Raw genomic sequence first — 22,205 nt, forward strand, 5'->3', positions numbered from 1 at the left:
GTAAGTTTCTCCTGATGACTGGTCGTGCTTACGCACCGGCACGGTTAACGGTGGCTGTCGGTTCGGACGCAGGAATGACCGGCTCTGTCGGCGGCGAACAGATAATCCCGTCAACGGATTCAAGCGTGCGGAAAGTTGCAGAGCACTCGATATTCACGCACTGGTGATAGCGCTGTTTAACGTTCTCTGACAGATAACGACTGGTGCGGGCGTGTGCACTGGTTTTGCAGAACGGACAGTGAAACATACTTATGCCTCCGCCTTAGTGCCGTCATTTTCAGACAGCTTTCTGGCGAGCTTCATTCTCTTCGCCGGGCTGCGTAACAGCTCCGTATCCACACCGGTAATCTGCGGCCGGTGCATGCCCGTCACGGACAATACCGGCTCCTGCTTCATATCGAAGTGATACAGGCTGCCCTGACGGCGCAGCGCATCGCGCAGCTCACTGATAGCCACGGACTGCGGGGCGCTTTCTCCCTTCATTTCGAGGGCGCGAATGCGCAGCAGGAAAGCACGAATGAGCGCGACGGGAACAGCATTGATAGCCTGAGCCCATTCCGCACCGGCATAAGCGGTAAAGGCATCGTCATGCGCTGACAGGTATTTACTGGCAGTGGAGCAGGCATTCAGCATGGCGCGTGTCCGGTCGGTTTCCAGCTCCGCAATCAGGCCGGTGAATTCGTCGGCCAGCTCGCGACTGGCGATACGCTTGCTGTGCTCAGCTTTCATTTCAGGGGTGAGACTGCCGCGCAGGGTGCGGAAGCGGCTGCGCCAGTCCTGCTCCGCCTCAGTGCTCTCATCGAGGGCGGTCTGCCGCTCCTGCTTACAGCGTTCAATGGACGTATCAATCTCTTTCAGTTCCTGCATGCTGGCCGCATGTGTGTCTCTGGCCGCAGTGAATGTGCTCAGCTTGTCTGTGATGCGCTGGCTGCTCTCTGCAGACTGTTGGGCGGCTACATTCTGCAGGGCGGTAATGACTGTTTCAGGTTTCATGTTCAGGTTCTCCGTGTGTTCAACCTGAAATGATTCTGCCCTTCATCACACAACATCTCGATTCATTGCAGTTGTGGCAGTTCTGGCACAAACAGCACTCAAAAACCGGCTTGCCAGAGAAAGGTCTCAGCAAAACCTTGCTCATCGTTTGTTTTTTTACTTATAACTATTCACCACTGTTCACCTTAAATAAAAATATAAGAAATACAGTAAGATAAAGGGTGAACAGTTGAGGGCATGACTGTTCACCGTCTGTTCACCACTGTTCACCCTCCTGTTTTGCTCTGTCTATACCACTTAGACTTTATTTCGATTAAAAATGAAAAGCGTATAACTAAAAGCAATAGAAATTGCTGCATTGTAATGCAGTGATTTGCATATGTTTGCCAGCGTTTTCCTTTGTTTGCCATAGCGAAAAGTCAATGTTTGTTTCACCAAAAATCTCACATGACCTGAGGAAAAATATAGACATAATAAGGAGCTACCCGAAGCCGGACGGACATGACCGGCACTGTATGGACTTTGTGAGGTAGCCCGATGCACACCGCTTTTTCTTCCCCGTCTTCTGCCCCTGCCGCGCCACTGATGCCGGTCTCTGATGCCGTTCAGGAGCGCTTTATCCGCCTGCCTGAAGTGATGCATCTGAGCGGCCTGTCCCGGTCAACCATTTACGACCTCATCAGCCGGGAGGCTTTCCCGAAACAAATCTCCCTCGGCGGTAAAAACGTGGCGTGGGCGCAGTCTGAAATCACTGCATGGATGGCGGATCGCATTGCCGAACGTAACCGGGGCTATGACGCATGATGATGACCGTTCAGCAAACAACCCCTTTTTCTGGCTTGCTTCTTTTCGCCGTTTCCAGGTATAGTTTTCCCGCTGTCGCAAAATCGGCAGCCGGGCGTAGGAACCCGAGTTACTCAATGGCGACACCGGACGCGCCATGCGTCTTTTTTTACGTCGTTGCTCAGGCACACCCATTTTTCGGGCTGTGGTGTTTACACCTTAGCCCCTGTCAGATAATGGTGATCCGGGCGGGGCAGCCTTCGGGCTGGCCGGTATTCATTGAGGCCGGTATTCCTACCCCCGTTCGGGTCACCACCCATGAGCGTAGGAACTCCGGTGGTGGCAATAACCGCTACTCAATGGAGGTTGCCACTATGGCTATGACCCTCACCTCATCACACCCGCAGTTTGTATTTGTGTTTGCCGCCGTTCGTCGCGCAGACCTTAAACCCCGCATTTGTATGCTTCGCACCGTTGCTGGTGATGAACACGCCGCACGCCTTTCTCTTGTTCGCGATTACGTCCTCTCGTTTGCCGGCCGTCTGCCGGTTGCGGAGGTGCGCGCATGAGACACACCACCATTACCGCCCGTGACCTCGAATGCCTTGAGCACATGCGCAACGTCGGCCAGCTCGTCAATGAGCTGATGCAGGTGCAGGACTGCGCCAACGTTCGTCGTGACCCTGCGCAGCAGTTACAGCTCACCTCCGTGATTTACCTCATGACCGCCCAGCTCGACGGCGTGGTCGAACGCTGCAATCAGCGCTGGCTGACCGGGGAGGGCAACGTATGAAAAAGCCATTACAGCCCGTATTACGCGCCGCGCTGTATCGTCGCGCCGTGGCCTGTGCATGGCTGACCCTGTGCGAACGCCAGCACCGCTACCCGCAACTCACCCTTGATGCGCTGGAAAGCGCCATCGCCGACGAGCTGGAGGGCTTCTATCTGCGCCAGCACGGTGAGGAAAAAGGCCGCCAGATTGCCTGTGCACTGCTGGAAGATTTAATGGAAGCCGGACCGCTCAGGGCCACCCCGTCGCTGTCCTTTCTGGGACTCGCCGTGATGGATGAACTCTGTGCCCGTCATATCACATCGCCTGTTATGCACTGAGGGAGAAAATAACGATGAAAATGAACGTAACGGAAACCTTAAAACAGGCGTGCGGCCACTGGCCGCGCATTCTCCCGGCGCTGGGTGTGAAGGTCATTAAAAACCGCCATCAGGCCTGCCCGGTGTGCGGCGGCTCTGACCGCTTCCGCTTTGATGATAAAGAGGGGCGCGGGACGTGGCTCTGCAATCAGTGCGGCGCGGGTGACGGGCTTAAGCTGGTTGAAAAGGTTTTCGGTGTAAAACCGTCAGAGGCAGCCCAAAAGGTGAATGCCGTGACCGGCAACCTGCCGCCGGTTGCCCCGGAAGTGATTGCGGCCGCAGAGGCTGAAACGGAGGCTGACCGCAAAGCGGCGTCCGCACTGGCCGTCAGGCTGATGGAGAAAACCCGCACGGCCTGTGGCAACGCCTATCTGACCCGCAAGGGCTTCCCCGACCGGGAATGTCCGGTAATGACGGTAATGCATAAAACCGGCGGCGTGACGTTCCGCGCCGGTGATGTGGTTATCCCGCTGTATGACGAGACCGGCGCACTGGTTAACCTTCAGCTCATCAATTCTGAGGGGCTCAAACGCACCCTGAAAGGCGGGACGGTAAAAGGGGCGTGCCACACCATCGAAGGGAAAAAACAGGCCGGAAAACGCCTGTGGATTGCGGAGGGCTATGCGACCGCGCTCACCGTGCATCACCTGACCGGTGAAACCGTCATGGTGGCGCTGTCGTCCGTGAACCTCCTTTCTCTGGCGAGCCTTGCCCGTCAGAAATCCCCGGCCTGTCAGATTGTCCTCGCCGCCGACCGTGACCTTAACGGTGACGGCCAGAACAAAGCCGCTGCGGCCGCAGGAGCCTGTGAGGGCGTTGTTGCCCTGCCTCCGGTGTTCGGTGACTGGAATGATGCGTTTATGCAGCACGGCGAGGAGGCTACGCGGAAAGCCATTTATGACGCCATCCGGCCACCGGCGCAAAGTCCGTTTGACACCATGAGCGAGGCGGAATTTACCGCCATGAGTGCCAGCGACAAGGCCTGGCGGGTACATGAGCATTACGGCGAAGCGCTGGCGGTGGATGCGAACGGCCAGCTCCTGTCCCGTTATGAAGCAGGGATATGGAAAGTCGTTCAGCCGTCCAGTTTCGAACGCGACGTAGCCGGGCTTTTCCAGCGCCTGCGCGCCCCGTTCTCGTCAGGGAGAATCACCTCAGTGGTGGAGACGCTGAAGCTGATTATTCCTCAGCAGGCCGCACCGGCACGCCGTCTGATTGGTTTTCGCAATGGGGTACTCGATACCCAAAGCGGCCTGTTCAGTCCGCACCACAAATCGCACTGGCTGCGCACGCTTTGCGACGTGGATTTTACCCCGCCGGTGGAAGGCGAAATGCTGGAGACTCACGCGCCGAACTTCTGGCGCTGGCTCGACCGTGCTGCCGGTAGCAGACCAGAAAAACGCGATGTAATTCTGGCCGCGCTGTTTATGGTGCTGGCGAACCGCTACGACTGGCAGCTCTTTCTCGAAGTCACCGGTCCCGGCGGGAGCGGGAAAAGTATTCTGGCCGAAATTGCGACCCTGCTTGCCGGAGAGGATAACGCCACGTCGGCCGATATCGACACGCTGGAAGACCCGCGCAAGCGTGCATCCCTGATTGGCTTCTCGCTGATACGTCTGCCTGACCAGGAAAAATGGAGCGGTGACGGTGCAGGACTCAAGGCCATCACCGGCGGCGATGCAGTTTCAGTTGACCCGAAATACCAGAACCCGTACTCAACACATATTCCGGCGGTGATTCTGGCTGTGAACAATAATCCGATGCGCTTCACCGACCGCAGCGGAGGCGTCTCCCGTCGACGGGTGATTATTCATTTCCCGGAGCAGATTGCACCGGAAGAACGCGACCCGCAGCTCAGGGATAAAATTGCACGCGAGCTGGCCGTTATTGTGCGCCAGCTTATGCAGAAATTCAGCGACCCGATGGCCGCGCGCGCACTGCTCCAGTCGCAGCAGAACTCCGACGAGGCGCTCAGCATCAAGCGCGACGCTGACCCGACGTTTGATTTTTGCGGCTATCTGGAAATGCTGCCGCAGACCAACGGGATGTATATGGGTAATGCCAGCATCGTCCCGCGTAATTACCGTAAATATCTCTATCACGCGTATCTGGCCTATATGGAGGCCAATGGGTACAGAAACGTGCTCAGCCTGAAAATGTTCGGGCTGGGGCTGCCTATGATGCTGAAAGAGTACGGCCTGAATTATGAAAAGCGGCACACAAAGCAGGGGATACAGACCAACCTGTCGCTGAAAGAGGAAAGCTACGGCGACTGGCTGCCGAAATGCGATGAACCCGCAGCGACATAACCGACTCCAGACCGGCTAAAGCCGGTCTTTTTCTTTCCGGCAATTGCCATAAGGTGAACAATCCACTGTTCACCCTTCACCGTGTATTCACCCTGTATCACTATGAAATTATTAATAAAAAAGAAAAGGTGAACAGTGTGAACAGTAAAACCGGAAAAAACTTTTTATACCCCCCGTGTATCGCCTGACCGGGCGCGGCCAGAACGAGAAAAACGAACAAAGGTGAAGAGTCGACTGTTCACCCTTCACCAATTCATCACCATCTAACAAATTGATATTAAATGAAAAATAATCGAGGTGAACAGTGTGAACAGTTAAATGCAAAAAAACTTTTTTTCTGTGCTTATTGTTTAAAAAAAAAGACCACATGAAAAAGGTGACACATTTCTAAAGAGGGATCGTATTACTATGACATTTCATAATTGGTACACGTTTAGGTACACAACTGAAAGTTGAATACAAAAAAGTCCTTTATATTTAATACATTGAGGAATTTATTCAGACTCCGCCAGCCCACCAAAATTCTCCATCGGCGATCACCAGAGTCGACTGATGAAGTCCTGAAAGCCCGCACGGCGCAAGCCCTGCGGGCTTTTTTGTACCCTCAACATGTCCCGCGAAGTCCGTAAAATTTCCCGGCGACACAGAAACATCACGCCATTAAACATTATATCTCTCATGCTCAATGAGCCATTCTTTGCGTGAAATCCCCCCTCCATAGCCTGTCATCGCGCCATCTTTTCCTATTATTCTGTGACAGGGGATCACAATCGCAATCCGGTTGGCACCATTAGCTGCAGCGACGGCGCGCACAGCATTGGGCTTATTAAGCCGTAGTGAAATGGCCTGATAGTGTGAGGTCTGTCCATAGGGAACAGCACGCAACGCATGCCAGACGGATTGTTGAAAATCACTGCCCGGAGCATCTAAAGCCAGATCAAACTGTCGGCGCGTTCCGGCAAAATACTCGCCGATCTCTTTTACTGTCTGCCGGGTATGGCTGTTTTCGCCGGTGACGATTCTGGCGTTAAATAAACGCTGAATATCGCGGAATTCTGTTTCCAACATCCGGCGATCGGTAAACTCCAGCAGACAGACTCCCAGCTCTGTCGCGCAGACAAACATCGGTCCAAGCGTCGTGGTAAACCGGTGAATGACTATCACCTGGGTTGCCTGAGTCGGCGCTGCGCCAGTCAGCCGCTTGTAGGTATAACCAAAGCCGCTAAGCGATTCATAGCCATTGTCCAGCGCAACATCAGTCGCCGCTCGTCCACTTTTTAGCTCCTGCAGGGCAACGTTCACCCGCTGCATTCGCTGGAAAGCCTGAAAAGTGATGCCGTGATGTTGCAGGAACCAGCACCTTACCCGCTCCGGGCTGATGCCATGCTGACGAAGCTCCGCGTCTGCTACACGGGATTTGATATCGCGCCTGACAAGCGCAAGCGCCTGCTCAACGAATAATGGCGCGCTGTGCGCATTTTCCGCAGGTCTGCAGACCTTACAGGGACGAAAGCCGTCCGCCAGGGCAGATTTGGCATCTTTATAAAATTCGACATTTTCGCGCTTGGGCTTTCGCGCCCGGCATACCGAAATGCAGAATACGCCAGTGGTTTTGACGCCAACAAAAAACACGCCAGTGTAGTCTGAATCACGTTCAAGTAATGCCTGATACCAGATATCACACAGATTTTTATCGGTTATTTTCATCACCAAAAAGTCCTTCAAACGTCTGACGAGATCGGATCGCATGCATGACATCAATCAGCGTTGACTGCATCGCTGAATGAACAAAATTGCCCATTGAAATGCGGCTTACCCCTGCCCGTTTCAGCCTGTCGAATGACGGAAGATCGGGCATACACATGACATTCAAAGGCAATCCCGTTGCCTCTGCAATGAGGCTGATGTCTTTCTCTGAAGTCAGGCAGGGAACAAAAAGGCCGTCAGCACCTGCAGCTTTGTAGCGTTGACCCCGTAATATCGTCTCCTGCAACGCGTCTTCATGCCCGAGCAGGTAAGTGTCAGTCCGGATGTTCAGAAACAGGCTGTAATTTTCGCTTCTCAGCGTATCGCATACTGTTCTCAGGTTACGGGAAAAATCAGAGGCATCGTCAAGCTGACGAACCCCGTTTATGACTCGGCTGTCTTCGAGGTTAACGCCTGAGACGCCTGTCTGAGCAAGGCGCCGCAGATTGTCTGCTATCTCTTCGGCTGAATCACCATACCCTGCTTCCATGTCAACGCTCAATGGCAGGCTGCTGGCAGCCCGGATCCGGGTGACCATATAAAATAACTCATCAAACGGCACTCGCTGCCCGTCGTCATATCCCAGTGTGGACGCTATAGCTGCACTGGACGTTCCCAGAACCTGGTAGCCTGCTTTTTGCGCTGCGACAGCACTGGCGGCATCCCAGACGTTGGCGATAAGAAGAGGCTCATGCTGATAGTGGCGTTCTGCAAAGTTCATATTCATATCCTCTCGATAGATTGAAAATGAATCTAAGCACTCAGGAAGAACCTCACAACCGAAATTCAGACGACCATTTTTTAGCAAACGTCGTCTGAACATGGGGGGCGGAACAGACCAAAACCTTTCAGGCCCGGGCTCCGGCTTTCAGCATGGCTAAGCAGACGAGGCTCTCCCACATGTTCCCCGGTGAAAGCATGGAGCAGGTGACCCAGTGTTCCGGCGAGCACAATACGCTGAGCCATGATTTCGTCATAGTAGAGAGGGGCTACCACAACGACAAAATCGAGATCGGAGTATTTATCAAACCCGCCATGAACAAGCGAGCCGCCAGCGAGAAGGGAGTGAATCTGCGATCATTCCACCACAATCACTACGTCCAGCCCTGACAGAGCTCATTCATCTTCTCGCTTGAGAAGCTACCCTCTCCCTTTGACCAACATCAACGACACCGCCCCTCCCCCTATGGAGAATAAAAAAACACCCCCACCCAGCGCTACGGAATAGCCGCTCACCCCGGAAGGAGCCCCACCATGTACAGACCCATAACCGTCATAATATTCATTCTCCTGACCCTCGCCGCCCTCGCGGAAATAGGCGTTTTATCCCTTGGATAATCCTCAGGCGAAATACCCCTCATCGGGGCATGTTGATCTCATTACAGTTTTTTCCTAAAGCCATCCCGTTTCGCCTGTGCCATGCTGAATCACGCTCATAACCGATAACGTTAAATGAGGATATTATGAAAAAAACAATTATCGCATTATCTGCCGTTCTGCTGGCTTCCCCAGTATTTGCTGCGACCACACATGCAACTGACGATACCGTCGCGGCGGCGAACGCAAACGCCAACGAGGCGAAGCAAAAACTGCACGAAGAGCAGAACAAAGGTGAAGAGCTGAAACTGAAACAGAAGCATGCTGCGGAAGGTAAAAGCGAAAGCTTTGGCAGCAAGGTCAGCGAAGATTCCCAGAAAGCCTGGCATAAAACCAAAGAAGGCACCGAGAAAGGGTGGGATGCCACCAAAGAAGGCGCTGAGAAAGGCTGGAACAAAACCAAAGAAGGTGCCAGCGAGCTGGAAAAGAAAGTCACTGAGTAAATATTTATGCTCGCAAAAAGGTCGCGCTTGCGGCCTTTTTTATTTCTTCGAATATAATTAGCACCTCGGGCGTTTACGCAGTGCGCATTTATCGGAGAAACCACTATGTATCGCCTTTTGGCCTTTCTGGCCGTTCTGCTGTTATGCCCTTCCCTGCATGCCGCCCCGAAGAGCTACCTTATCGACACCGATAACACCGCCATTCGGCTGTCGTGGCATGCCTTCGGCGGTATCCTCTCCTGGGCGACATTCAGCGGCGTGACGGGAGCCGTAACGCTCAACCCGGAAAACGACGTCGACGATCATATTCACGTCACCATTCCCGTAGCGACTCTCGTAGCCTCAAACAAGCTGCTCACCTGGCAGCTCAAAAGCGACATGTTTTTTGAATCCGAGCGTTACCCGACAATCGAGTTCATCAGCTCTCGCGTGGTCGCCCAGGGCGACGGGCGGTTCAGGGTGTTCGGCACGCTGACCGTGCGAAACATTGCCCGTCCGGTGATCCTTGAGGCCATCGTGAAAAACCCGCATGCGCAGGCCCTCACGCTGGATGCCACCACCGCGATCTCGCGCGCGTCCTACGGAATGGATAAGTTTGCCCTGGTCGTGGACGATCGAATTGCCATTGCCATTGCGATTCAGACGAATAAAGTGCCGTCATCCTGAGATCAGGCGCTGTAGCTGCTCCGCGTTTCCCCGCAGATGTGACGGCGGGTTGCGGCCAATCAGGACAAACTGGTAGCCCGCATCCTGCCACCACGCCAGGTTCATGCTGTGCCGCTTCTCCTGGCGGAGCGAGGCCGTCGCCTTTTCATCAACAGGAGAGATACAAAGCGCCATCGGGCCGTAGTCGGCATTGATCCAGGCAATCTGCGCGATCGAGGTGGTTTCATAGCGCAGCATTCGCACCATTTTCAGCTCTGCCCCCTGAAGGACAAGCTGCGACATGTTCAGCTTCAGGCCGATGTCCTGCGCAGCCCGTTCCAGCCCGCGCTGCAGGACCGGCGTCGCGCTGTCCATATCCAGCAGCGTCTCGACGCTGTACAGGGACATATATTGCGCTTCGAGGTCGCGGATATGGGCATTCTCATCCGCAGGCGCAGCTGCGGGACGCAGCAGGTAGCCCAGACCGGAGCCAACCATCAAAAAGCTGACCGACGCGGCAATCAGCGCCCGCCTGCTGACGCCGACCGGCGAGGAGGATTGTGGATCGGGAAGAGCTGCCAGACGCGCCTGCATTGTCTCAAGAGGCGCGTCATCCAGCAGGGAAGCAAACGCCCCGGCGTAATCCTGGCTGCTTTTCATCAGTTCGTCGGTTCGTCCGGCGAGGCGTTCATCACGCTTTAACTGTTCTTCAAACTGCTGCGCGTCGGCGCGGCACATCTCGCCATCTATCCAGGCCACGATAGCGTCGTCGTTATAGGGCGGTACAAAACGGTGCGCGTTCAAGAGCGTTTCTCCTTTACCGGAGGCAGTGCGTCAGCGGATCTGGCAAGACGAGCCCGTGCCGTCGCCAGCCGGCTCATCACGGTTCCGATCGGCACCGCCAGAGTGTCTGCCGCCTCCTGGTAGGTAAAGCCTTCGACATAAACCAAAAATACCGCGTTGCGCTGGGCTTCAGGCAGCGCGTTGACGCGTTGCATCACCTTAAGGTAATGCAGGCGTGTCTCATCCTGTTCACGGGTGTCCGGTGCCATAAGCTCGTCGCTGGCCACAAATCCCTGCCCCTGACGCACGTGTCGTGCCCGAAGTTCAGAGATCCAGATGGAGTGAAGGATCGCGAACAGCCACCTGTCTATGCGTGTGCCCGGCGTATACTGGCTGCTTCTTTCAAGCGCACGCACGCAGGTGGACTGAACCAGCTCTTCGGCGATATCCCTGTTTCGCGACAGCACCAGCCCATACCGCCAGAGACGCGGCAGGTGTGCGGCTAACTGTTGACGAACCTCACGGGTAGCGATGTGTTTTCCCTCCACGAGAAAATCAGGATTCCGGATGTCCGTTGATAGCGGCCTGCAGGTCGCGATACTCCTCACAGGACTGGCCACAAATACCGGCAATCACCTTCAGCTGTTCTTTCGCGAGGTCCGGGCGTCCTTTTACCATCCACGCTTCACCGAGATATTCCCGGGCTTTGGCATAATCCGGGGCGATAGCCAGCGCGCGCTGGTAGTAACCAATCCCTTCGTCCGTGCGGCCCAGTTTGCGCGTGGCGAACCCGCGGTAGTTCCACGCTTCAGCCGTATTGCCATTTTTCAGCGAATCAAGCAGGTTCAGCGCCGCCTGGTATTCTCCTTTCTTCGCAAGATGGTACGCATAGTTGGTTTTGTCCTGATCGCTGAGGCTGCTGCTCTTGTCCGGCACGCATTTCTGTGTGGCGCTGTCATACACCTGTCCGGAAGGACAATCGGGCGTTTTGCTCTCGGTACTATTATTGCCCATGGCCAGCGCCAGTGGGGACAGCAGGGAAAAAATCAGCACCGGGATCAAACGAAACGAGGTCGTGTTCATACAAAGCTCCAGGGTAAGAAGGAAGTGACGTCAGTTAACGCCCGACTGACGATTTTTATTCATTCTCCCCGTATTTTTTTTGTTGTCGCAAATTCATGCCGACATCGTAGCCGCAATGGAAATATATCAGGTTATTTTACCCTTTCCTTAACGCTATTCATTTCGCGTGATAGCAGAACTTTAACCCCGCATAAGAATATATTTCATTGTGCGAGTGATATAATATATTTTATATCAAAAATGTTACCCTAACTTAAATGCATATTAAGCACACTTAAACAACAACGTTAATCATTATATTGAAAATGTCCCCTACCAATTATCATACTGCGTTAATCATATTTAGAAGCAGCATCACAATGAAAAAACAAAAACATACCAAACAATAACTTATGAAATTTAAATTATTAACACCCCCCATGTATTAATGCCCTCTTCATTGTTTTGGCACTTATTTACGAAAGCTTAAGTTGCACAACTATCGTTTTCTGTCTATATCATTTTTATATTCCGAAAAATAATTCCTCTATTAAATACAGGGTTTTATAAGACGCAAAACACCCATAAAAACTGTTCTCTTTTATAAGTCATTAGATTCGCTCTGATGTTGCCACTCTGAATTCTGGCGGGCATCGTGCGCGCAAAAAACGACGGTGAGTGCTGCGTTATAACAGCGACTGCGCCGGGGGCGCCCTTTACCTTCTGCAGAGATGGCTCGTCTTGCTCGCCGTTCATGACACATCTGCTGGAGTAATACCTAAATGAGCCAAATCTCTGTTATTTCGAAACTTACTGGCGTGGAAACGACCACGGAAGGCACCCAGGTTACGCTGAGCCATTCCTCTGTCGTTGAGCTCCATGTCGAGCGAGCGAGCGTCTCCCACTTCGCGCGAAATGGTAACGATCTGCTGGTTACGCTCCACTCCGGCGAGGTGATCACCCTTAAAAATTTCTACGTCGCGGACGCGCAGGGCGTGAGCCAGCTGGTGCTGCAGGACAGCCAGGGCGCTTTATGGTGGATTGAAGATCCAACCGGAGCCGCCACGTACGAATCCATCGCGTCCACGGACGTGCTGCTTGCGGCCTCAGGGAGCGACGCCGGTGGCGCCGCCATCTGGCCATGGGCCCTGGGCGGGATTGCCGCTGCGGGCGGCATTGCGGCGGCGGCAAGCACCGGCGGCGGTGGTGGTGATAATGGCAGCAGTAACAATTCGGCCGATCCGGATACGACAGCGCCGAACGCGCCTTCCGGCCTTAAGTTTTCTTCAGATGGCAAAACGGTCACCGGTACCGCAGAACCCGGCAGCACCATCACGCTGAAAGACGCGAACGGTAACGTCATTGGCACAGGAAAAACGGGCAGCGATGGCAATTTTACCGTCTCTCTCGACACGCCGTTGACCAACGGCGAGCAGGTGACCGCCACCGCGACGGATAACGCCGGAAATACCAGCCCGGGCACGAATCTTACCGCCCCGGACACCACTGCGCCCGATGCGCCAGCCATCACCAGCGTAACTGACGATACGGCTCCACAGACGGGGGCAGTCAGCAACGGTGGCAGCACCAACGATCAGCGTCCGCAGCTTACCGGCACCGGTGAAGCGGGTTCGACCGTGACGATTTATGACGGCGGGATCGCCATTGGTACGGCGGTCGTCGCCAGCAACGGCACCTGGACCTTTACCCCTTCAGTTGATCTGAGCGAAAGCACTCACCAGATTACCGTGCGGGCAACCGACGCTGCCGGCAACACCGGGCCTGCCTCGCCGGTGTTTACCCTGACGGTGGATCTTACTCCGCCGGACGCCCCGACCGCGATTGTGCTGACCGACGATACGGGCGTTATCAAGGGAACCATCACGTCGGGCGCGCCTACCGATGCTTCACTGCCGATTCTGGCGGGAACGGGCGAGCCCGGCGGAACCATCACTATTTACGATAACGGCGTGGTGGTTGGCACAACGACGGTACTGCCCAACGGCACCTGGAGCGTAACGCCGAACGGTCCGCTTCCGGACGGGACGCACTCCATAACCGTCACTGAAACCGATGCCGCCGGAAACCTGAGCGCGACCTCAGAGCCTGTCATCTTCACCGTGGACACCACGCCGCCGTTAGCCCCTGGAAACCTCGTGGTTTCAAATGATGGCGGCACCATCAGCGGTACCGCAGAGCCGGGCAGCACGGTGACCATCCGTGAAGGCGGCGCACTCGTTGGCACTCCAGTTGTTGCCGATAGTCAGGGTAACTTCAGCCTGACGCTGACCCCGCCGAAGCTCAACGGCGAAATCCTGACCGCTGACGCCACCGACACGGCTGGCAACACGAGTCCTACCACCTCCGCGGCGGCACCGGATATTACTCCACCGCAGACGCCAGTTATCGTGTCGGTTGTTGATGACGTACAGACCTCCACCGGCCCCGTGGGCCCGAACGGGATCACCAACGACCGGGCGCCGACCGTGAACGGGACGGGCGAAGCGGGCTCGACCATCACGATTTATAACGGCAGCGATGTCCTCGGTACGGTGGTTGTTCCCTCTTCCGGCCTGTGGAGCTTTACGCCACCCGCACCGCTAACCGATGGCACGTACGTGCTGACGGCGAAGGCGACGGACCCCGCCGGTAACCCGAGCGGGTTATCTGACTCCTGGATAATTAACGTCGACGGGACGGCACCTGGCGCCCCGGTGATTTCACAAGTCGTGGACGATGTCCCCGGGCGCACCGGCGCGATCGACCTGAATGGGACCACTAACGACACCACCCCGACGCTCAGCGGTACCGCCGAAGCAAACGCGACTGTCACCGTGCGTGTGGACGGTGTTGCTGTTGGTACGACCATCGCCAATGGCCTTGGCGTATGGATCTTTACCCCTTCCACCCCGATCGGTGAAGGCCCCCATGATCTTACCGCCGTCTCGACCGATGCGGCAGGCAACACTAGCGGCGTCTCCAACACCTGGACTCTGACGGTTGACAGCGTGGCGCCTGCTGCCCCAATCATCACCCAGGTGGTGGATGATGTGCCGGAACGCCTCGGCGCGCTCAACCCTAACGACAGCACTAACGACACCACGCCGACGCTCAACGGCACGGCTGAACCCGGCTCAACCGTCACCATCCGCCTCGATGGCACCGATCTTGTCACGGTTCCGGTCGACAACAATGGCGCGTGGACCTATACCCTCACGACGCCTCTTGTCAGCGGGCCTCATACCTTTACCGTTGTCGCCACCGATACGGCGGGTAACACCAGCCAGCCGTCAGGCGGCTTCACCCTGACCGTCGATACCACGCCACCAGTGGCGGCAACCATCGGCACCGTGACCGATGACGTCGGCGGCGTTCAGGGTCCGCTCAGCAGCGGCGATACCACGGATGACACCAAACCGCAGCTGCAGGGCACCGCTCCGGCCGATGCGACGATCACCATTTATGACGGCACCACCCTGCTCGGCACCGCCACCCTCGACGGCAACGGCGGCTGGAGCTTTACGCCCGTTACCCCGCTCACCGACGGCCCGCATTCGCTGACGGTTCACGCCACCGATGCCGCGGGCAATACCACCATCTCCAGCCCGTTTGTGTTGACGGTAGATACCGTCGCGCCTGTCACGCCGGACGTGCCGGCCATCACCGTCAATCCTGACGGAACAGAAACAACGCTGAACCCTGGCGAAACCACCCGCGACACCACGCCAACCCTGAGCGGTACCGGCACGGCCGGCGATACCGTGACGATCTACAACAACGGCGTCAAAATCGGCGATGCTGTCGTGGACAATACCGGCAGCTGGTCGTGGACACCATCAACCCCGCTGCCCGGCGGTACCTATGACATCACCCTGACCGTCACCAACGTGGACGGCACGGGCAACGAAAGCGCCCCGTCTCAGCCGGTTACCATCACCATTGATACCGAGGCGCCGGCTACGCCTGCGGCACCGACCGTCACCGACAGCGTCACCCAGATCACCGGCCCCGTACCCGAAGGCGGAACCACCAACGATCCGCGCCCGGTCCTGAGCGGCACCGGGACGTCGAACGATGTCATCAACATCACTGACACCGTCAACGGCATATCGACCGTCGTGGGCACCGTCACGGTAGACAGCAGCGGCAACTGGAGCTGGCGTCCTGGCAGCGACATTGCCGAGGGCAGCCACGCCTTTACCGCCACCGCCACCGATGAAGCGGGCAATATCTCTGACCCGTCGTCAGCGATTACGATCATCGTGGATACCCTGGCGCCGGATACACCGGTGATTAGTGCAGTGGGCGGCGCGCCTGATGGTGGCTTTATCACAGATACCACACCGACAGTGGGAGGAACCGGCGTTAACGGTGAGACGGTGATCGTCTACAACAACGGCGTCGAGCTGGGTCGTGTCGTGGTGGCTAATGGAGAATGGAGCCTGACGCTCCCCACGCAAACGGACGGCCCGCTCAACATTACCGTAGCGGGAGTGGACGCAGCGGGTAACCTCAGCGCGCCGAGTTCAGTCTTTACCGTCACGCTCGATACCGTTGCGCCTGAGATCCCCGTCATTAGTGCGGTAGCCGACAGCCAGCTGTCCAGTAACGTGCTCTACACGAAGGACGGCACGCCAACTCTTACCGGGACCGGTGAACCCGGCACCACCGTTATCGTTTCCGTAGACGGCACACCGTCTACAGTGCTTGTGACGGTCCAGCCGGGCGGCACCTGGAGCTGGACCGCCGACACGACGTTGCCGGATGGTCCTCATACGTTCACCGTCTCTTCCAGCGATCCAGCAGGTAATTCCTCCGGTGATTCAGTACCGCTGAGCGTGACGGTGGATACTGCCGCACCTGCCGACCCGGTCAACATGGCTCTGGCTCAGGAAGGAACGCCGCTGACCGGTACAGGTGAAATAGGAAGTACTATTACCGTGAAAGATAGCGGTGGCACGGTCATTGGTACCGGCGTTGTCGGTAGCGACGGTAGCTTCTCGATTGCGCTGAGTCCGGCGCAGCTGGATCCGACCACGCTGACCGTGAACGCTACGGACGCCGCAGGGAATGCCAGCGCGGGCGTGCCTTTTGTCGTCAACGACTCGTCGCTTGAGCTGCCGCAGGTGCCCGTCATCACGGCGATCGTCGATGACGCGGATCCGGTAACTGGCGATGTGAAAGGCAAAACGACCAACGACACCACGCCAACGCTTACCGGCACGGCCGAAGCGGGCAGCCTGATTACCATCTATCTGGACGGTAGCGCGACGCCATTGACGACGGTGACCGCCGACGGCAGCGGCAACTGGAGCTATACGCCGGCGGCGCTTGGCGAGGGGCTGCACACCTTTGAAGTGACTGCGACCCTCAACGGCCAGACCAGCGGCCGCTCTCCGGCGGCCAGCGTCACCGTCGACCTCACCGCCCCGGGCACGCCAACTATCGGCGCGGTGATTGACGACGTCGGTCCGGGCACCGGCCCGCTGACCAGCGGCCAGACCACCAACGACAACCAGCCGACCCTCACCGGCACCGGCGCGGTGGGCGATACCATCTCCATCTACAACAACGGGACGCTGCTGGGCAGCGTGCTGGTAGGCAGCACCGGCACCTGGAGCTACACCACGCCCACCCTGGCAGAGGGCAACCATGTCCTGACCATCCGCGCGACCGATCCTGCGGGGAATCAGAGCGGCCCTTCGGCGGGCTTCACCGTCGTGGTGGACTCCGTTTCCGCCACGCCGGTCATCACCAACGTCACGGATAATGTCGGCAACGCCGCCACCACGGTGGTCAGCGGCAGCGAAACGAACGACGCCACGCCAACCCTTTCGGGGACAGCGGACGCAAACAGCGTGGTGACCATTTTCGACGGCGGCACCCAGATTGCCGTGGTAACGGCTGACGGCACCGGCGCATGGACGTTTACCCCTGACACCGCGCTCGGCGAAGGCTCGCACAGCTTCACCGTCCGGGCGACCGACCCGCTGGGCAACGTCAGCGCGGTCTCTGCTCCCTGGAGCGTGGTGGTTGACCTGACCGCTCCGACGGTTCCGACGCTGGATAATGTAAACGACGACGTCCCTGGCGGCGTCCAGGGTAACCTCACCAGCGGCCAGGTAACCAACGACAGCACCCCAACCATCAGCGGCACCGGGCTGGCGGGCAGCACTATCCACATCATGAATAACGGCACGCAGATTGGTACAACGACCGTTGACGGAAGCGGGAACTGGTCCTTTACGCCGACCGCGCCGCTGAGCGACGGCAGCTACTCCCTGCGCGCGTATGCAACGGATACCGCAGGCAACGCCTCGGCGAACTCATCGGTCTTCGCTTTTACCATTGATACCGCAGCCCCCGGCGTACCGGTGGTGACCAGCGTGATTGACGATGTCGGTCCGGTCACCGGGACGCTCACGTCGGGTAACAGCACCAACGACGCGCGTCCAACCTTCAACGGCACGGGCGAAGTGGGTTCTACCGTGCACGTGATCGTTGATGGCAACGAAATTGGCACTGCGGTGGTCAATGCCCAGGGCAGCTGGACCTTTACCCCGGGTACCGATCTGGGCGAAGGGCCACACGCCATCACCTTTAACGCCACCGATGCGGCAGGCAATACCGGCGGCACGACGACGCCGTTTACCCTGACGGTGGATACGGGCGTGCCGTCGGCGCCGATCATTTCGACCGCGGGTGACAACGTGGGCAGCATTCAAACCCCGCTCTCTTCGGGGCAGAGCACCGACGACACCACGCCGACGCTGAACGGCACCGCGACCGCCAACGCCACGGTCACCGTTTATGAGAACGGGCAGCCGGTCGGCACCGTTCAGGCGGACGGTACAGGAGCATGGAGCTTTACGCCATCAGCACCGCTTGGCAACGGCAGCCATACCTGGACCGCCACGGTCACCGATGCAGCGGGCAACGTCAGCCCGACCTCGCCGGGCTTTACCCTGATTGTTGATACCGCGGCACCAAACGCGCCGGTTATCAGCCAGGCGATAGACGACGTGGGCAGCATCACCGGCCCGCTAACGTCCGGGCAAACAACCGACGATACCGTTCCGCGCCTTGTCGGGACCAGCGAACCGTTTGCCACCGTGAAAATCTATGAGGGAACTACGCTTGTCGGAACAGGCACTGCGGATAGCAACGGGAGCTGGAGTATCTTGCTCAACACCACGCTGACCGCGGGCGCGCACAGCTTCACCGCGCAGGCGACGGATGCGGCGGGCAATACCAGCCTGTCGTCCACCAGCTTCAGCCTCACCGTTGACACCACGCCGCCTGCGCTGCCGGTGCTGACCAGCATTCTGGATGACGTGGGCAATGCGGCGACGCCGGTTGCAAACGGCGGGTTCACCAACGACGCGCAACCAACCCTCAGCGGCACGGCGGAAGCCGGGTCGACGGTGAAAATATTTGATAACGGCGTACAAATCGGCAGCGTGACGGCGACCGGTGGGGCGTGGAGCTTTACGCCATCTCCGGCGCTGGGCAACGGTCCGCACAATTTGACCTTTACCGCCACCGATGCGGTGGGCAACGCCAGCGCACCTACCGCCGGGTATGTGATTAACGTCGATACCCTCGCGCCGGGCGCGCCGGTCATCAGTTCGGTGATTGATGATGTCGGCAGCGTTATCGGTCCGGTGACCGGTACGAATCCGACCAACGATACGCGCCCAACGCTAAGCGGGACAGCCGAAGCGAATGCCACGGTCAGGATCTACGATGGTATTACGCTGGTCGGCACGGTGACCGCCGATGGCAACGGCAACTGGACCCTGCCGCAAACCACCACGCTGACGCAGGGCACGCATAACTTCACCGCCACGGCCACCGATGCGGCAGGCAATACCAGCGCGGCGTCAGGCGTGACGACGATTATCGTCGATACGACCGCCCCAACGGCGCCGACCGGGACTCTCAACGCCGACGGTAGCGTCCTGACCGGGAGCGCGGAGGCGGGCAGTACCGTCACAATCCGCCTTGCGGACGGCTCGACGGTGACCGCCATTGCGGGCAGCAACGGCACCTACAGCTACACCTTCATTAACAAACAGATCGAAGGCCAGACGCTGCAGATCACCGCTACCGACGCCGCGGGCAACACCTCCCTGCCGGGCTCCGTCCTTGCACCGGTGTTGCCGCTCTCCGCCAGCAATAACGTTGAAGAGCTGAACCTCAGCACCACGGCGACCGTGACCAACAGCCAGTACAGCGACTACGGCTTCCTGCTGGTCGGCGCCGTGGGCAACGTCCTGACGCTGCTGGGCAATGACACGGCGCAGGTGAACTTCACGGTGGGCAACGGCGGCAGCGCGGATATCGTGGTGAATGCTAACGCTACGGGGGCGGTGCTTTCTCTGCTCAACACTCTTGAGCTGGTAGTTCAGCACTACGTCAACGGCGTCTGGACTACCGTGGTGGATACCGGCCAACCGCAGTTTGCCGATCTCCTGACCCTCGGCGCTACCGGCGTCTCGCTGAACCTGACCGGGCTGGCCGACGGTAACTACCGCGTGCTTAGCTATAACACCAATCTGCTGGCAACCGGCTCCTACACCAGCCTCGACGTGGCGGTGAAAGAGACCGGTCCGGGTACGGTTACCGGCGATACCAGTCTCAACGGCAACGTGATCCTTGATACGGATCCGACCGCCGGCAGCGACAACGCGCCGGCCGGAACCACTATCTCCACGGTTACTAACGCGCAGGGCGTCACCACCAGCGTGAACGCCGACGGCACGGTGATCCAGGGCAAATACGGTACGCTGACCATCAACCGAGACGGCAGCTATACCTATAACCTTACCGACACCAGCGCTGCGGTCGTTGGCCGGACGGAGAGCTTCACCTACACCATCACCCATAACGGCGTCAGCGCATCGGCGAACCTGGTGCTGTCTCTGGGTGCCGGTACGGTAATCAACGGCATTGTGGCAGTGGACGACACGGCCTCGCTGACCTTTGACACCACCGTGAGTGAGGTGAATAACGGCGCCTCGTCTCAGAACGGTATTACCCTGGTGGGCATTAATCTCGGCAGCACGCTGGGGCTTAACCTGCTGGACGACATGACCAACCCGATCATCTACAACGTGGAGGAAGGGACGACCCGCACCATGACCATCCAGGCCTCCGTGGGCGGCGTGGCGCTGGCGTCGGTGTTCGACCTGTACGTCTATAAGTTCAACAATGCGACCCAGACCTTCGAGCAGGTTCGCGTCGAGTCGGGCTGGCTGCGCGCCCCGCTGCTGGGGGGTACGTCACCGCAGCTGACGCTGAACCTGCCTGCCGGGGAGTATCTGTTCCTGCTGAATACCGCATCCGGGATCGCCGTACTGACGGCCTACACGCTTAACGTCCTGCAGGACCATGTCTACAGCGTGGCGAGCATCAGCGAAACCACCACGGGCGACGTGCTGGCGAATGATCCGGTTCCAGCGGGCACGCTGGTTACCGAAGTGAACGGCGTGGCGGTCAACAGCAGTGGAACCACCACCATTCAGGGAGAATACGGCACGCTGACCATCAATTCGTCCGGTCAGTACACCTACACCCTGAGAAGCGGCGTAGGGGCGGACCATATCAGCACGCCGGATACCTTCGTCTACACCGTTACCGCGCCTGACGGCTCGAAGGATACGGCATCGCTCAACATCACCCCAACCGCGCAGGCGATGAATGCGGTGAACGATGTCAGCGCCACGATGGACCTTACCTCGGTACATCACACGTCGGTCTATTCGGATACGACCGTGGGCACCGCCAGCTGGACGACGGCCCTTCTCTCGTCAACCCAGGGCAGCGGCAGCGGAACCTTCGTGGTCGACGCGAATACCGCGCTGCACAACGCATCGCTGCATTTTAACGTGGCATCGCTGCTGTCGCTGACCGGGTTGACGGTGAACTGGTCCATCAGCGACGGCTCTGGCGTGATCCGCAGCGGCTCCTTCAGCGGGGCCTCGCTGCTGGGCGGCAGTATCGACGTCGCGCTGACCGGGCTGGATCTCAACGCCGGGACCTATACGCTGAACTTTACCGGTAGCGTACCGGGGCTCAGCGTCGGAAATATCACCATTACCCCAAGCGTGAACGGCACCACCTACTCGCTGAGTAATTTCGACGTCACCGGCAGCCACACCGTCAACGGCAATATCTTTGACGGCACCGACTCCGGCGGCGTGCTGGATCAGCTCCACTCGGTGGATACCCGTCTGAGCGTGACCGGCTACAACGGCGTGACCACCACGCTGGATCCGTATACCGGCAGCGCAACGGTGAACATTGTCGGCCACTACGGCACGCTGGCGATCGGCGCTGACGGCCATTACACCTATACCCTCAACAGCGGGGTATCGCTCTCAACCATGACATCGAAGGAGACCTTCAACTACACCCTGACCGACTCTGCCGGAAGAACGGACAGCGCCACGCTGACCATCAATATGGCGCCGCAGTTCATCAGCTCTGAGCATAACGACGCCATCACCGGTACGGCCTACGGCGATACGCTGATTTACCAGGTGCTGAACAGCACGGTGGGCAACGGTACGGGGGGTAACACCAGCAGTGCCGCGGGCGATCACTGGACCGGCTTCTCGCTGGCGCAGGGCGACAAAATCGACATCGGCGATCTGCTGGTGGGCTGGAACGGTAGCGCCGCGACGCTCGGGAATTATCTCCATGTCACTAATAGTAATGGCAATACCGTGATCTCCATCGACCGTGATGGTGCAGGAGGCACCTACACTAATACCACGCTCGTTACGCTTGATGGCGTTCAGACCACCTACGACGAGCTTGTTAACCAGCAACACATCATTACCTGATACCACCTGCAAGAGATGACCCGGGCGCGCAGCGCCCGGGCATAAATAATAAAGCCGTTTTTTTT

15 protein-coding genes and 1 pseudogene are annotated in these 22,205 nt (G+C 57.8%); 8 read left to right on the forward strand and 8 right to left on the reverse strand.

Annotation, left to right across the window (positions count from 1 at the left end; translation table 11 throughout):
• Nucleotides 1-28: 28 nt before the first annotated feature.
• Nucleotides 29-247: an ogr/Delta-like zinc finger family protein gene (locus AB3N39_RS16015; protein ID WP_367896876.1), complete on the reverse strand. Its 219-nt coding sequence runs from the start codon at nucleotides 245-247 to the stop codon at nucleotides 29-31.
• A 2-nt stretch (nucleotides 248-249) separates the two neighbouring features.
• The gene (locus tag AB3N39_RS16020) at nucleotides 250-993 is read right to left on the reverse strand and encodes a capsid protein (RefSeq protein WP_367896877.1); all 744 of its coding nucleotides are present in this window, start codon (nucleotides 991-993) and stop codon (nucleotides 250-252) included.
• A 537-nt stretch (nucleotides 994-1,530) separates the two neighbouring features.
• On the opposite strand from AB3N39_RS16020, the gene AB3N39_RS16025 reads away from it, so the two are divergent.
• The 5 genes from AB3N39_RS16025 to AB3N39_RS16045 are packed head-to-tail and all read left to right on the forward strand — an operon-like array spanning nucleotide 1,531 to nucleotide 5,234.
• Complete coding sequence (locus tag AB3N39_RS16025) at nucleotides 1,531-1,797, forward strand: helix-turn-helix transcriptional regulator (RefSeq protein ID WP_367896878.1); 267 nt, start codon at nucleotides 1,531-1,533, stop codon at nucleotides 1,795-1,797.
• On the forward strand, nucleotides 1,794-2,345 hold the full coding sequence (locus AB3N39_RS16030; RefSeq protein ID WP_023338729.1) for a host cell division inhibitor Icd-like protein: 552 nt from the start codon (nucleotides 1,794-1,796) through the stop codon (nucleotides 2,343-2,345). The genes AB3N39_RS16025 and AB3N39_RS16030 overlap by 4 nt, the downstream gene beginning before the upstream one ends.
• A complete protein-coding gene (locus AB3N39_RS16035; RefSeq protein ID WP_336215784.1) occupies nucleotides 2,342-2,569 on the forward strand; it encodes a hypothetical protein in 228 nt (75 codons plus the stop codon). Before AB3N39_RS16030 ends, AB3N39_RS16035 begins: the two co-directional genes overlap by 4 nt.
• On the forward strand, nucleotides 2,566-2,886 hold the full coding sequence (locus AB3N39_RS16040; protein ID WP_367896879.1) for a DUF5375 domain-containing protein: 321 nt from the start codon (nucleotides 2,566-2,568) through the stop codon (nucleotides 2,884-2,886). Before AB3N39_RS16035 ends, AB3N39_RS16040 begins: the two co-directional genes overlap by 4 nt.
• 14 nt (nucleotides 2,887-2,900) lie before the next feature.
• Entirely contained in the window at nucleotides 2,901-5,234 is a 2,334-nt protein-coding gene (locus AB3N39_RS16045) for a primase-helicase zinc-binding domain-containing protein (RefSeq protein WP_367896880.1), read from the forward strand.
• 660 nt (nucleotides 5,235-5,894) lie between these two features.
• On the opposite strand, the gene AB3N39_RS16050 is transcribed toward AB3N39_RS16045, so the two are convergent.
• From AB3N39_RS16050 to AB3N39_RS16060, 3 genes and pseudogenes are all read right to left on the reverse strand, one after another.
• Nucleotides 5,895-6,941, reverse strand: coding sequence for a bifunctional transcriptional activator/DNA repair enzyme AdaA (locus tag AB3N39_RS16050; protein ID WP_367897313.1), 1,047 nt, complete (start codon nucleotides 6,939-6,941; stop codon nucleotides 5,895-5,897).
• Nucleotides 6,925-7,701, reverse strand: coding sequence for an isocitrate lyase/phosphoenolpyruvate mutase family protein (locus tag AB3N39_RS16055; RefSeq protein ID WP_133294998.1), 777 nt, complete (start codon nucleotides 7,699-7,701; stop codon nucleotides 6,925-6,927). The genes AB3N39_RS16050 and AB3N39_RS16055 overlap by 17 nt, the downstream gene beginning before the upstream one ends.
• A gap of 158 nt (nucleotides 7,702-7,859) precedes the next feature.
• Nucleotides 7,860-8,057 (reverse strand): annotated as a pseudogene (locus AB3N39_RS16060) (nucleotidyltransferase domain-containing protein); the annotation flags it as partial.
• A gap of 386 nt (nucleotides 8,058-8,443) precedes the next feature.
• On the opposite strand from AB3N39_RS16060, the gene AB3N39_RS16065 reads away from it, so the two are divergent.
• On the forward strand, nucleotides 8,444-8,800 hold the full coding sequence (locus AB3N39_RS16065) for a hypothetical protein (protein ID WP_008502540.1): 357 nt from the start codon (nucleotides 8,444-8,446) through the stop codon (nucleotides 8,798-8,800).
• A gap of 105 nt (nucleotides 8,801-8,905) precedes the next feature.
• Complete coding sequence (locus AB3N39_RS16070; RefSeq protein WP_133294999.1) at nucleotides 8,906-9,466, forward strand: YceI family protein; 561 nt, start codon at nucleotides 8,906-8,908, stop codon at nucleotides 9,464-9,466.
• Here the strand turns inward: AB3N39_RS16070 and AB3N39_RS16075 are convergent.
• Genes AB3N39_RS16075 through AB3N39_RS16085 form a run of 3 tightly spaced genes read right to left on the reverse strand, consistent with a single transcriptional unit; the run spans nucleotide 9,458 to nucleotide 11,311 of the window.
• The gene (locus tag AB3N39_RS16075; RefSeq protein ID WP_133295000.1) at nucleotides 9,458-10,249 is read right to left on the reverse strand and encodes an anti-sigma factor; all 792 of its coding nucleotides are present in this window, start codon (nucleotides 10,247-10,249) and stop codon (nucleotides 9,458-9,460) included. The genes AB3N39_RS16070 and AB3N39_RS16075 overlap by 9 nt on opposite strands.
• On the reverse strand, nucleotides 10,246-10,776 hold the full coding sequence (locus AB3N39_RS16080; protein ID WP_133295001.1) for a sigma-70 family RNA polymerase sigma factor: 531 nt from the start codon (nucleotides 10,774-10,776) through the stop codon (nucleotides 10,246-10,248). Before AB3N39_RS16080 ends, AB3N39_RS16075 begins: the two co-directional genes overlap by 4 nt.
• 7 nt (nucleotides 10,777-10,783) lie before the next feature.
• A complete protein-coding gene (locus AB3N39_RS16085; RefSeq protein ID WP_023294382.1) occupies nucleotides 10,784-11,311 on the reverse strand; it encodes a tetratricopeptide repeat protein in 528 nt (175 codons plus the stop codon).
• Nucleotides 11,312-12,072: 761 nt separating this feature from the next.
• Here AB3N39_RS16085 and AB3N39_RS16090 point away from each other — a divergent pair.
• Nucleotides 12,073-22,140 carry a BapA/Bap/LapF family large adhesin gene (locus tag AB3N39_RS16090; RefSeq protein WP_367896881.1) on the forward strand — a complete coding sequence of 3,356 codons (10,068 nt, stop codon included), beginning with the start codon at nucleotides 12,073-12,075 and terminating at the stop codon, nucleotides 22,138-22,140.
• Nucleotides 22,141-22,205: the final 65 nt, after the last annotated feature.

Source organism: Enterobacter vonholyi (assembly GCF_040834095.1).
In the GTDB taxonomy this organism is placed as follows: Bacteria; Pseudomonadota; Gammaproteobacteria; order Enterobacterales; family Enterobacteriaceae; genus Enterobacter; species Enterobacter vonholyi.